This is a genomic window from Fructobacillus sp. EFB-N1 (assembly GCF_001038455.1).
Classification (GTDB): Bacteria; Bacillota; Bacilli; order Lactobacillales; family Lactobacillaceae; genus Fructobacillus; species Fructobacillus cardui.
On record NZ_LDUY01000005.1, the window covers coordinates 21,947 to 34,263 of the forward strand.

The following is a 12,317-nucleotide window of genomic DNA, read 5'->3' on the forward strand; positions in this document are numbered from 1 at the left end:
GCGACTTTTGCTTGCCAGACTTGTACATCTTGAAATGCGTTCTTTCTTGAAATTTATTTACTCTAATTTCCACGTTTGACACCTCCGGGAAATGTTTGATATTATTTGCAAACATTATTATAATAAAAAATACAAAACATCGCAATAGTATTACACTGTTTTTTAGAATAGATTTTATTAATTTTCTAATTCTCATTATATGTTTATAACTTAGAAGATAATCGGATAATCCCCTTTAAATAGGCATCTTATACCAAAAATTTTCTAATTGCAGAACGTAAAGTATTCGTTATTCTAGACACCTCACAATGATATATCTAATATTTTTCTCAAACTATTCTAAAAAACAGCTCGTTCTGTAATATTAAGGTCACACTTATTTTCGTAACAATGTAATACTTTTTAGAATAAATAATCACGTAACATTTCATTTTTAAAACTGATTTTGCACTGGGGTCCATTGATCGACAAAAAAAGGAAGTAAAACTCGCAGCTAAGAATCCTGCGAAATTTTACTTCCTATATACGGTTAAGATTAATTTTTTAGTCAGTCAAACCAAGGCGCTTGAAGATCGTATCAACTTGGCTCAAGTGATAGTGATAATCGAAGGCGTCGTCGATTTCTGCCTGTGATAAGTGGGCAGTAATCGTCTTGTCCCCTTCAACCAAGTCCTTGAATGAACGACCTTCATCCCATGACTTGGCTGTCAAAGGTTGAACCAAGTCATAGGCCGTTTCACGAGCCATTCCCGTTTCAATCAACTTCAACAACACACGCTGGCTGTAAATCAGACCGTGCGTCAAGTTCATGTTTGACTTCATGCGTTCAGGGAAGACCGTCAGCGTGTCGATGATCTTCATGAAACGGTTTAACATGTAGTCCAACAATGACGTACTGTCTGGCAAAATCATCCGTTCGGCTGATGAATGTGAAATATCACGTTCGTGCCACAAAGGAATGTTTTCGTAAGCAGTCACCATTTGGCCACGAACCACGCGAGCCAAGCCACAGATGTTTTCTGAACCGATTGGGTTACGCTTGTGCGGCATTGCGGAAGAACCCTTTTGGCCCTTAGCAAACTTTTCTTCGACTTCGTGGATTTCAGAACGTTGCAATGAACGAATTTCCACAGCGAAACCTTCCATGCTTGAAGCAATCAAGGCCAAAGTAGCCATATAGTCGGCATGCAAGTCACGTGGCAAAACTTGTGATGAAATTTCCTGAGCGTGCAAACCTAAGCGTTCACAAACATACTGTTCAATTTCAGGTGGAATGTTGGCAAACGTACCCACGGCACCAGAAATCTTACCAGCTTCAACACCACGGGCGGCCTTCTTAAAGCGTTCCAAGTTGCGTTCCATTTCAGAATAGAAACGAGCAATCTTCAAACCAAAGGTCGTTGGTTCGGCTTGAACACCGTGTGTCCGGCCAATCATGACCGTATCCTTATACTCGATTGCCTTCTTCTTCAAAACGGCAATAAAGTTTTCCAAGTCTTCTTCCAAGATGGCGTTAGCTTGCTTCAAACGAACACCATATGAAGTATCGACAACATCTGTACTCGTGATTCCGAAGTGAACCCACTTCTTTTCTTCACCCAATGATTCTGAAACTGTCCGGGTAAAAGCAACAATATCATGGTGTGTGACCGCTTCAATTTCTTCGATGCGCGCAACATCAAAGGTGGCATTCTGACGAATCTTTTCAACATCCTCAGCTGGGATTTCGCCCAACTTTGACCAAGCTTCATCAATGGCAATTTCAACATCCAACCAAGTTTGGTACTGGTTTTGCAGTGACCAAATATCACGCATGGCTGGTCGACTATAACGGTCTAACATTATGACTCTCCTTTTTTATCAAACGTGCAAGAGTATTATAGCAAGAATTTGGGTATAAATACGAACTATTTATTAAATAAATCAGTTTTATGCAGAATCCGAACATTAAAACCGAATCAATCCCTGATTTTCCCTTGATTTTCTGAACGTTTCCCCGTATACTAACCTTTGGTCAAAAATGGCCAATAAATGATAAAAGAGGTAAACCATGTCTTCAATCGTGATTGCCGGCGCCCAATGGGGTGACGAAGGAAAAGGTAAAATTACAGACTTTCTGAGTCAGAAGGCCGACTTCGTTGTCCGCTATGCGGGGGGCGACAACGCTGGCCATACATTGGTCATCGATGGTAAGAAACTCCACGTGCAGTTGATTCCTTCTGGAATCTTCCTGCCACAGGTTACCAACGTGATTGGTACCGGTGTTGTGGTCAACCCAGAAACACTATTTAATGAAATTAACTATTTAAAGGAAAACGGTGTCACCGTTCATAACTTAAAGGTCTCTTCAAGAGCCCAAGTCATTATGCCTTATCATCCCCTTTTTGATGCCTTGCAAGAAGGTTTAAAGAAAGAAAAGATTGGAACGACCCACAAAGGAATTGGACCTGCCTACCAGGACAAGTTGGATCGAATTGGGATTCGCATTGCTGATTTGCTTGAACCAAAGGTTTTGGAAAAGCGTTTAAAGCAGGCCTTGAAAGTGAAGAACCTGTTCTTGACCAAGGTTTTTGACCGCGAACCCCTTGATTTTGATGAAATCTTCAACCAATACAAGGAATATGGCGAAAAGTTGCGTCCCTTTGTGGCCGACACTTCCTATTTAATTAACGAAGCTTTAGACAATGACAAGCGCGTTTTGTTCGAAGGTGCCCAGGGAATCATGTTGGACATCGACCATGGAACTTATCCATTCGTCACATCGTCTAACCCAATTGCCGGTGGCGCTGCCGTCGGTGCTGGAATCGGTCCAAATCGCATTGACCAAGTTGTCGGTGTGGCCAAGGTCTATTGCTCCCGTGTCGGTGAAGGTCCTTTCCCAACCGAATTGTTCGATGAAGTTGGCAATACTATTCGCGACGTCGCCCACGAATACGGCGTTGTCACAGGTCGTCCCCGCCGAATCGGCTGGTTGGACACTGTCGCTTTGCGTCATGCCAAGCGCGTTTCCGGCTTAACACAGCTTTCCTTGAACTGCTTGGATGTCTTGTCTGGCTTTGAAACCGTTAAGGTTGCCACACACTACAAGTTGGATGGCCAGGTCATTGACCACTACCCTGCTTCCGAAGCTGATTTGGAACGCTGCGAACCAGTTTATGAGGAATTACCTGGTTGGTCAGAAGACATCACCAAGGCCAAGTCACTTGAGGCCTTGCCCGAAAACGCCCGCAACTACTTGAAGCGCGTGTGCGAAATCGTTGATTTGCCTTTGGCAACCTTTGCCGTTGGCCCTGACCGCGATGCCACAAACGTCTTAACTGATTTGTGGGAAAACAACTAAAGAACTACTCGGCGACAGTGTCCTGCCGGCCTGACCGGTATGGTCGGACTGCAAGCTCTGTCGCTCTTTTCTTTGCTGATATTGCTTTAATCTAGTCTTGCTAGACTAAAGTACCAGCAGAAACGGAGATTATGTTATGAAAACCTTTGATTACGATGCTATTCGCCTTTTACCTAAAAAATCAGTCTTGAAGTCTCGCCGCGAAGCCGACACTTCTGTGACTTTAGGAAAGCACACTTTCAAGTTGCCTGTTATGCCAGCCAACATGGCCACGGTTATCGATGAAAACTTGGCCGAATGGTTAGCTTCCAATGGCTACTTCTACGTGATGCACCGCTTCCAACCCGAAACACGCTTTGACTTCGTTCAAAACATCCAATCTAAGGGCTTGATTGCTTCCATTAGTCTTGGGATTACGGATGGCGAATACGCCTTGATTGATCAGTTCAAGGAAGCACAACTCACACCAGACTACATCACAATTGATGTTGCCCACGGTCATTCCGACTATGTCATCAAGATGGTGACTTATATTAAGGAAAACTTGCCAGACACCTTCTTGATTGTCGGTAACTTGGGAACACCAGAAGCCATCGTTGAAATCGAGGCTGCTGGTGCCGATGCAACCAAGGTTGGAATCGGACCTGGTAAGGCCTGCATCACCAAGGACAAGACTGGCTTTGGAACTAATGGTTGGCAATTAGCCGCCATCGCCCAATGCGCCCAGGTAGCCACTAAGCCAATCATCGCCGATGGTGGTATTCGCCACAACGGCGACATCGCCAAGTCAATTCGCTTTGGCGCAACAATGGTCATGGTCGGTTCGATGTTTGCCGGTCACAACGAAACGCCTGGTGACTTGATTGAACAGGATGGCAAGACTTACAAGGCCTACTTTGGCTCTGCTTCAGCTTACCAAAAGGGTCACTCTCATAACGTGGAAGGTCGCAAGTTGTTGGTTCCTTACAAGGGTCCTATCCAAAACACTTTGACCGAAATGGAAGAAGACATCCAGTCAGCCATTTCTTATGCCGGTGGTCGGGACTTGAGCAGCCTTAAGACGGTCGACTACGTTGTCTTAACTGACTATTAATCTTTATTTTCCTCGCTCTCTCCCTCGCCTCGCTGGCGCTGAATGTGCCGGCGACCAAGCGACGACATCAAAAAAATGATTGCAGCCTTTATGGCTACAATCATTTTTATTTTGTCTGTTTTAATTTTGCAAGAACTTTAGGATATCTTGATCAACAGTCTGATTTTCATGAAGCTTCGAGTGTTGACCATCCGCCCCTTCAATCAGCGTTTCCTGATAAGTACTTGGCTGACGCACGAAGTACTTCAGGGCCTTGGACGAATTATTATAAACGGTCGTATCGGAAGCGGAACCACCGGTCGAATTACCGTAGATATTCAAGACCTGCGTCGAGTGGTTTTGATAGTAAGCCGTCAGACCCGCTAAGCGGTCAAAGATTTCAGTCTTCGTTTGCGGCTCACCATCAGCACTTAACGGTGAATTTGACTGCGGGTTAGCTAAAATCAGCCCGTTGTATGTCCCTGCAATTGAAATCTGGCGGCCGACCTTCGGTAAGTCGTGGCCATTATCGGCTGCATTCATCAGGTAAAAAGCAATCGCCATATTGCCCATCGAATGACCAATCAGATTAACCGACCGAATTCCCTGCTGACTCAACTTAGTCATGATGGTCGTAACCCACTTAGCAGTCTGGTTAAAGTCTTGGCTTTTATTATCATCAAACTGGACCAAGATAATCGGATTTTTGTCACCAGGGGCAATCGTCTTATCCATGGTGACCGTACCGTCTTTTTCAACTGTCACGTTAATCCGTCGATTGGAATAATCATGATCCACCAAATACTGACTCATTGACTTTTCGGCATTACGGCTGGAGCCGTAGCCGTGGAAGAAGACCGTGGCCTCCTTTGGACGCTGGCCATTTTGCTCGGACAAGGTTGGACTCATTTTTGACCCCACCAGATAAAAGACAATCCCAATCGCCATTAGCGCAACCAGAATCCCCCAAAACAACTTCTTTTTAAACACAGAAACTCCTTCCAAGATTCCTCATTTGATGTCTAAAATTATACCGCTATTATTACCGGAAAGTAAGCCTTTTAAATTAGAACCCCCTTTATTTCACAGCTGATTTTCTTTATAATGATGGGGTAGATTCAATTTTCAACCGAAAAACAAATTGGAGGTTTTTAAATGACAACAAGCGCGATCAAATGGTGGCAAAAGGCCGTCGTTTATCAAATTTACCCTCGTTCCTTTCAGGATTCGAATGGCGATGGGATTGGTGATTTGAAGGGTATTCAGGAACGTCTGAGTTACGTTTCCAAATTAGGAGCGGACGTGATTTGGCTCAACCCCATCTACCAATCACCCAACAAGGATAACGGCTACGATATTTCGGATTATCAAGCCATCAACCCAGAATTTGGGACGATGCAGGACTTCGATGATTTATTGGCTGCTGCACACGCCCGCGATATCAAAATCGTGATGGACTTGGTGGTCAACCATTCATCCGACCAGCACAAATGGTTTATCGAAAGTCGGTCTAACAAGGATAATGACAAGCGCGACTTTTACATTTGGCGCGACCCCGTTGATGGTCATGAACCAAACAACTGGTCCTCTTTCTTCTCGGGTTCAGCCTGGAAGTTTGACGAGAAAAGTGGTCAATACTACCTCCACCTCTTTGCTGAGGGCCAACCTGATTTAAACTGGAAAAATGATGAACTCCGCGACCAAGTTTATCAAATGATGAACTGGTGGATCGACAAGGGAATCGATGGCTTCCGGATGGACGTGATTTCGATGATTTCAAAGCCAGATGGATTGCCGGATGCACCATTGCCCGCCGGTAATACCTATGCTAATCCGGTTTCATTGACCACCAACGGTCCTCACGTGCACGAATACTTGCGGGAAATGCGACAAAAGGTGTTGAACAATGCTGATTTGATGACCGTTGGTGAAACTTCTGGCGTCGATATTGAGCATGCCCAAAAGTATGCTGGCATCGACGGCAGCGAGCTGAACATGGTCTTCCAGTTTGAACACATGGGTCTGGACGACAACCCCAACCCAGCACTTGGTAAATGGGATAACCAACCAGTTTCATTGCTCAAGCTCAAGGACAACTTGAGCAAGTGGCAAACGGAACTTGAGGGCAATAGCTGGAATTCCCTTTACTGGGATAATCACGACCAACCTCGTATCGTTAGCCGCTTTGGAAACGATTCTGCCGAATACCGGGAGGTTTCAGCCAAGATGCTCGCCACCCTCTTGCACTTTATGCAGGGAACACCTTACATCTACCAGGGCGAGGAGTTGGGGATGACTAATGCCTACAACCTGGGTTGGGATGATTTCGATGATATCGAAATCATCAACGGTCGGAAGTTCATTGTCGACAAGGAAAAATTAGTGGACAACGACACCATGCTCGATTACGTTCACTATAAGGGGCGTGATAACGCCCGGACACCAATGCAGTGGACAGCTGGAAAAAACGCCGGCTTCACCGACGGTACTCCTTGGCTGAAGTTGAATGACAACTTCGAGACCATCAATGCGACCGCCGCTTTGGCCGACGATAATTCCGTCTTTTACCACTATCAAAAGTTGATTAAGCTCCGCCATGACCTTGACCTAATTACCACTGGTCACTACGAATTGATTGACCCGGCCGATGACCATGTTTATACGTACAAGCGAATTGGGGATGACCAAGAACTCTTGATTATTAACAACTTCACTGACCAAAATCTGGAACGTGACTACCCCGTTCCCGCCGATGCCCAGTTGCTCATCAGCAATTACCAAGATGATTTGGGTCTAAAATTGCGACCATACGAAGCTAAGGCCTACTTGTATAACCGCTAAGGACTGATTTGTTTTAAATCAAAGAGCCCCCGCCTACATGAAACAAACAAAAAGAACCAAAGATACGACAAATTGTCGATCTTTGGTTCTTTTGCTGTAGTAATGATTTGCTAGTCAGTCGAGGAAAGCTCACCCCCTAGCAAATCAGTTTCCTTATTTCATTGAGACTTCCAAGAGGTTGCGAACGTCTGCCACAGTCATTTTCACAAAGGCATTGTGGTCCAAATGGTTAACTTGAACCGCGCTCTTGGCCATGGCCTCAAAATCCTGGTCCGTTTCAATGCCAACACCAGGCAATGTGGTTGGCACTTCAAGACTTGCCAACCATTCCCGGGTCTTGGCGATTGTCTGGGTGGCAACGGCATCGTCATCCCCCGCCAAATCCCAAACATTCCGTCCCAAGGAAACGAAATAAGGCTTGGTGTCTGCTGAATAGATAAAGTCCAGCCAGTGTGGCGTCAAAATACCAAGGCCAACACCGTGAGTAATATCATAATAGGCTGATAATTCGTGTTCGATTGGGTGCACCGACCATGAATTGACATTCCCTGTCCGTGGCAAGCCATTCAAGGCCATCGTTGACGCCCACATCAAATTAGCTCGGGCATCGTAGTTATCGGGTTCACGCAAGGCAACCGGCGCCCACTTAATCACGGTCCGCATAATCCCTTCAATCAAGCCATTGCGAACATCGTTTTCATAACCCTTTTTGTCAAAGTATTGTTCTGTCAAGTGACTAAAGATATCAATTGATCCAGCTGCCGTTTGCCACTTTGAAACCGAGAAGGTCAAGCTTGGGTCAAGGAAGGAAACGGATGGTGTATTCGGGCCACCGGTTCCCAACTTTTGTTTCGTCTCCGGATTAGAAATCACGGAACCGGTGTTCATCTCAGTTCCAGTAGCCGCTAACGTTAAAATGTCAACAACGGGCAACTGGTCAATGGCAAAGCGCTTCTTGGAATCCAAAACCAAGTCCCAAGGGTCGCCGTCATAGAACTTAGCAGAAGCAATCACCTTTGAAGCATCGATAACAGATCCACCACCAACGGCTAAAATGACATCGATGTCGTTGTCTTTCACTAATTTTTGCCCCGCTCGTACTGAGGCAATCTTTGGATTGGGCTCTATCCCAAACAATTCTGTCACATCCAAACCCGCCAACGCCTGAATCACACGCTCGTACAGACCTGATTTTTTAATTGAACCACCACCGTAGGTTACGAGCACCTTTGGACCAAATTGAGCAATCGCAGCCTGCAATTCGGTCTCCAAGCGATCTTTCCCGAAACGAATATCGGTTGTGTTCTTAAATGTAAAATTTTCCATTTTTGACAGAACTCCTTTTTAAACATACAAGCAGACCATTTGTGATTTAAATGGCCTATTCGCTCGACTTAAACCCTCTGAAGGGTTTGTGCATCCATTTTAGAGGAACAAAACCCATCTGTCAATTTTCCATAGACCACTTTTGATCATCACGGCAGCGACGGGCAATTGATCAGTCGCTAACAATAGCTGATTGTAACAAAAAGGCCCGCTAACACTTAGTGCTAGCGAGCTAATTTTATTAAAGGTCACCGTTTAAGAAATGATTCTTTCCCTCACCAAATGACCAGTCTTCAGCATGGTTGCTGATAAAGGAGATAATGACATCTTCCTGACGAACGCCGGCCTTGTCAGCCAAGGCCGCCACCAATGACTGCGTGAATTCCTTCTTGGCCTTCACTGGACGTGGCGTTGACAATACCGTAAAGAACAAAACCTTGTCTGAACGGTCATAGCCAAGACCAACATCTTGAAAATTAATTTCATAGTCTTCATGTTGCGTCACGATTTGGAAACGGTCACGGTCTGGTAGTGACAACGTTTCCTTGGCAACGTCAAAAGACAGTTGCATGATATTCTTAATTTCTGCGGGTTCGTACTGACCCTTAATCAAGTCAATTTTCATTAATGGCATGCGCATTTCTCCTCATGTAGCTTTGCTAATAGAGTAATCCTAGCATAAAAACCTGATAGGCACAATCACGAGTGTTATGAACACTGACAAAGCGCGCTGGGCACCCACAAGCAATTTCGAGTGAGCTATTGGCCCGGCGATATCACTTAACCTGGTGCAGATGGATTTGCCCTTGAAGCTTTGCATCCGTCAAGTTGCCCAACTGGTCGAGCATCTTGTTCAAGAAATCAGCAGGACCGGCAACACCTTCAGCCACCGCCAATTCGCCAGCAACTGGTAGAGCAGCGGTCGCATAGGCTAAATCAGCCAAATCCATACTTTGACTTGCAAAGGCGCCCAACAAACCATCCAGGGCGTCACCCATCCCAACATTGGTTGCCAATTGGCTAGCCGAGTTAGCAATCTGGTAGACCGTCTGGCCGTCTGAAACCAAGTCCTGAACACCAGTTGCGACCACAATGGCACCAAGCTTTTGAGCCGCCTTCTGGGCAATTTCAACTGGGTCAGCGGTGCCACTACCAGCATCGATTCCGTGGCTTTCCCATTCCACTTCAGCCAAAGTCGCTACCTCACCGAGGTTACCGCGGACGATGCTCACCTTGACTGATTTCAAGAGTTCCTTGGCCCGCTTTGACCGCAGTGGCGTTGCACCAACGGCAACGGGATCAAAGATAACAGGAAGGCCCAATTCGTTGGCCGTCTTCCCACTATTAATCATCACCTTTTGTGAATTTTCAGAAGTTGAACCCAAATTCAAGGTCACGGCATTGGCAATTTTCGTCAAATCAGCAGCATCTAGCGGATCTTCGAGCATAATTGGAGAAGCGCCGATATAGGCAATCGCATTTGCTACCAATTGGGGGGTAACGCTATTGGCCACGTTCAAGACGATGGGCTGGTTCTGGCGAACGGCAGTTAAGATTGTTTGACTCATTTTGTCACTCCTCGTAATTTCTGAACACTTCGTTGAATATCATCGCTGGCGGTAATGGCCGAAATCACGGCAACACCCTCAATCGGCAACTCTACCAATTCCTGGCAGTTTTCTTCATGGATGCCACCAATGGCCACAACCGGTAGTGAGCTCTTTGACGCAACCGCCAAGACGCCTTCCGTCCCAATAGCCTCCTTGACCTTTTCCTTACTGGTCGTTGCAAAGGCCGGACCAACGCCCAAGTAATCGACGACTGCCAAATCAGCTTCACTGGCAGCTAACTCTTTTAAATCATGGACGGATAAACCAAGTAACAAATCAGGGGCGACCTCATGAATTGCTCGCACCGGCGTATCGCCCTGGCCAACATGCAGACCATCCGCTTGAATGGCCAGTGCCAAAGGCAGGTCGTCATCGACATACAAAGGCACATTAACCGCTTTCGTAATGCTCCTGATTTTTTGGCCCAATTCCACCTTTTCCGCTTGGTTCAACTTCGAGTGGTCCTTTTCACGGTACTGTACAGCCGTTACGCCGGCGTCACAGGCCTCTTGAACCACGCGAATCACTTCGTTTGGGTCGTCATTGACGTTTTGGCTCCCCACAACGAGATAAACCGTTAATGATGCAGGATCAAAATTCATTATCTTTTCCCTCTTAATCTTCTGGATTCGACCATTGACCATGATTCAAAGGACCGTGACCATGACCGATAACTAGCGGATGCCCGATAATGGCATTCATATAGCGATGGCCCTTTTCGATTGCTTCTCGCAGAGAATCACCTTGGGCCAAAAAGGACGTAATCGCAGCCGAGAGGGTGTCCCCCGTCCCGTGCTTGCTTGACGTTTCAACCTTTTGTCCTTCAAGCCAGAATCCTTCTTCGTTCTCCAGCAAAACATAATCATAAATGATTGGGCCTTCACCATGGCCACCCTTGACGATAACGTTTGGAACCCCTAGGGCCTGAATTTTTTGACCGGCGGTAACCATGCCGTCACGGTTACTAATTTTCATATCGGCTAAGAGTTCGGCTTCGGGAAGGTTTGGTGTTACCAGCGTAGCAAGTGGCAGCAAATGGTTCTTCAAGGCCGCAATGCCAGCTTGGTCAAGCAAGGCCGCTCCGCCCTTGGCAACCATCACGGGATCGACCACGAAGTTCTTTTGTCGGTAGTGACGAATGTTTTTCGCCACCTGAAGAACACGGGCTTCATCGAAGAGTGCCCCTGTTTTTGCTGCACGAACATCAAAGTCAGCCATCACCGAGGCAAATTGTTGGTCAATCACGGCCAAATCAGTTGGATAAGCACCCTGCACACCCAGTGTGTTTTGTGCGGTTAACCCGGCCACTATGACCGTTGAGTAGGCCTTGCAGGCCTGCATGGTCTTGATATCGGCCTGCATACCGGCACCACCACCGGAATCAGAACCAGCAATGGTCAATGCTGTCGGATATTGGTTGGGATCAATCATTTTGTTGCCTCCATTCCCTGCAGGAAGAATTGATTTTCATACTTTGTTGATTGGATAAAAGCAGCTAAGGCTTCCTCTTGCACTTCAGGACTCACTTGTTCGGCCGTCTGATTGACTAGAGCCAACATTGGTCGCGTCAAACCCTTATCAATCCCCCGGTAGTACCCCACCCATGGCATAAATGGGTTGTCTGGCTTAATGAGACCATCCCGAATCAACAAATCAGCTAAGTAGGCATAGTCGTAAGGGCAGGCAGCCAAGGCAACCAAGCCGATAAACGAATCCTTTTGAACTGATTTAGCCATGTGGTTAACGTACTGGTCCGTAACCGTTGCATTTGGATACTTGCCTTCCTGGATGCTCTTATCATCGGTTTGAGCCAAATCCAGTAATATCTTGTGCGCGGCGTATTCCCGGTCATCATCGGCCACTTCGGCATCAATTGTTTGTCCGGTTAATGTCTGGCAAACCTGTTCATACAGTGGCAAATAGTGACCCAGGTAACGGTAATCTTGTTGTACGTAGTAGAGCAGCGCCTCAGGATTAACTTCCCCAGCAATCATTACTTGGATAAAGGGATTGGCATAAAAATCAGCCTTGTGTTCCTCCATCACTTGCATAAAGCGGTCGGAAAACGGCAGCATCTTCGTCATTTTTTCTCCTCAATCATCAACTTTATTTTGGCAGACTATGGGGT

General features: G+C 46.2%; 11 protein-coding genes and 1 pseudogene. 3 read left to right on the forward strand and 9 right to left on the reverse strand.

The genetic code is table 11. The annotated features are described in order from the left end of the window. Positions 1–7: 7 nt before the first annotated feature. Both FEFB_RS09130 and purB read right to left on the reverse strand, forming a co-directional pair. Positions 8–196, reverse strand: a pseudogene (locus tag FEFB_RS09130) (KxYKxGKxW signal peptide domain-containing protein); the annotation flags it as partial. A gap of 347 nt (positions 197–543) precedes the next feature. Then, a complete protein-coding gene (purB, locus tag FEFB_RS01530) occupies positions 544–1,842 on the reverse strand; it encodes an adenylosuccinate lyase (protein WP_047974499.1) in 1,299 nt (432 codons plus the stop codon). Positions 1,843–2,050: 208 nt separating this feature from the next. On the opposite strand from purB, the gene FEFB_RS01535 reads away from it, so the two are divergent. Both FEFB_RS01535 and FEFB_RS01540 read left to right on the forward strand, forming a co-directional pair. Then, a complete protein-coding gene (locus tag FEFB_RS01535; RefSeq protein ID WP_047974500.1) occupies positions 2,051–3,340 on the forward strand; it encodes an adenylosuccinate synthase in 1,290 nt (429 codons plus the stop codon). 136 nt (positions 3,341–3,476) lie between these two features. Continuing rightward, a complete protein-coding gene (locus FEFB_RS01540) occupies positions 3,477–4,433 on the forward strand; it encodes a GMP reductase (protein WP_047974501.1) in 957 nt (318 codons plus the stop codon). 120 nt (positions 4,434–4,553) lie between these two features. Here the strand turns inward: FEFB_RS01540 and FEFB_RS01545 are convergent, their stop codons facing one another. After that, positions 4,554–5,402, reverse strand: a complete 849-nt coding sequence (locus tag FEFB_RS01545; RefSeq protein WP_047974502.1) for an alpha/beta hydrolase — start codon at positions 5,400–5,402, stop codon at positions 4,554–4,556. A gap of 165 nt (positions 5,403–5,567) precedes the next feature. On the opposite strand from FEFB_RS01545, the gene FEFB_RS01550 reads away from it, so the two are divergent. Continuing rightward, positions 5,568–7,253, forward strand: a complete 1,686-nt coding sequence (locus FEFB_RS01550) for an alpha-glucosidase (protein ID WP_047974503.1) — start codon at positions 5,568–5,570, stop codon at positions 7,251–7,253. A gap of 153 nt (positions 7,254–7,406) precedes the next feature. Here FEFB_RS01550 and FEFB_RS01555 read toward each other — a convergent pair whose 3' ends face one another. The 6 genes from FEFB_RS01555 to FEFB_RS01580 form a co-directional block, all read right to left on the reverse strand. Continuing rightward, entirely contained in the window at positions 7,407–8,579 is a 1,173-nt protein-coding gene (locus FEFB_RS01555) for an iron-containing alcohol dehydrogenase (RefSeq protein WP_047974504.1), read from the reverse strand. 241 nt (positions 8,580–8,820) lie between these two features. Beyond that, positions 8,821–9,213, reverse strand: coding sequence for a tautomerase family protein (locus FEFB_RS01560; protein WP_047974505.1), 393 nt, complete (start codon positions 9,211–9,213; stop codon positions 8,821–8,823). 142 nt (positions 9,214–9,355) lie between these two features. Then, positions 9,356–10,147, reverse strand: a complete 792-nt coding sequence (gene thiM, locus FEFB_RS01565) for a hydroxyethylthiazole kinase (protein WP_047974506.1) — start codon at positions 10,145–10,147, stop codon at positions 9,356–9,358. Next, positions 10,144–10,791 (reverse strand): thiamine phosphate synthase, encoded by a 648-nt coding sequence (gene thiE / locus FEFB_RS01570; protein ID WP_047974507.1) that lies wholly within the window; start codon positions 10,789–10,791, stop codon positions 10,144–10,146. Before thiE ends, thiM begins: the two co-directional genes overlap by 4 nt. A 13-nt stretch (positions 10,792–10,804) precedes the next feature. Then, positions 10,805–11,620, reverse strand: a complete 816-nt coding sequence (gene thiD / locus FEFB_RS01575; protein ID WP_047974508.1) for a bifunctional hydroxymethylpyrimidine kinase/phosphomethylpyrimidine kinase — start codon at positions 11,618–11,620, stop codon at positions 10,805–10,807. Continuing rightward, positions 11,617–12,273, reverse strand: coding sequence for a TenA family protein (locus tag FEFB_RS01580; protein ID WP_047974509.1), 657 nt, complete (start codon positions 12,271–12,273; stop codon positions 11,617–11,619). The genes thiD and FEFB_RS01580 overlap by 4 nt, the downstream gene beginning before the upstream one ends. Between the last annotated feature and the right edge of the window lie 44 nt (positions 12,274–12,317).

Coding starts and splice junctions, on each gene's coding strand:
- FEFB_RS01580 (WP_047974509.1), bottom strand. CDS start 12,273: ATGACGAAGATGCTGCCGTTTTCCGACCGCTTTATGCAAGTGATGGAG.
- thiE (WP_047974507.1), bottom strand. CDS start 10,791: ATGAATTTTGATCCTGCATCATTAACGGTTTATCTCGTTGTGGGGAGC.
- FEFB_RS01550 (WP_047974503.1), top strand. CDS start 5,568: ATGACAACAAGCGCGATCAAATGGTGGCAAAAGGCCGTCGTTTATCAA.
- thiD (WP_047974508.1), bottom strand. CDS start 11,620: ATGATTGATCCCAACCAATATCCGACAGCATTGACCATTGCTGGTTCT.
- FEFB_RS01560 (WP_047974505.1), bottom strand. CDS start 9,213: ATGCCATTAATGAAAATTGACTTGATTAAGGGTCAGTACGAACCCGCA.
- FEFB_RS01540 (WP_047974501.1), top strand. CDS start 3,477: ATGAAAACCTTTGATTACGATGCTATTCGCCTTTTACCTAAAAAATCA.
- thiM (WP_047974506.1), bottom strand. CDS start 10,147: ATGAGTCAAACAATCTTAACTGCCGTTCGCCAGAACCAGCCCATCGTC.
- FEFB_RS01535 (WP_047974500.1), top strand. CDS start 2,051: ATGTCTTCAATCGTGATTGCCGGCGCCCAATGGGGTGACGAAGGAAAA.
- FEFB_RS01555 (WP_047974504.1), bottom strand. CDS start 8,579: ATGGAAAATTTTACATTTAAGAACACAACCGATATTCGTTTCGGGAAA.
- purB (WP_047974499.1), bottom strand. CDS start 1,842: ATGTTAGACCGTTATAGTCGACCAGCCATGCGTGATATTTGGTCACTG.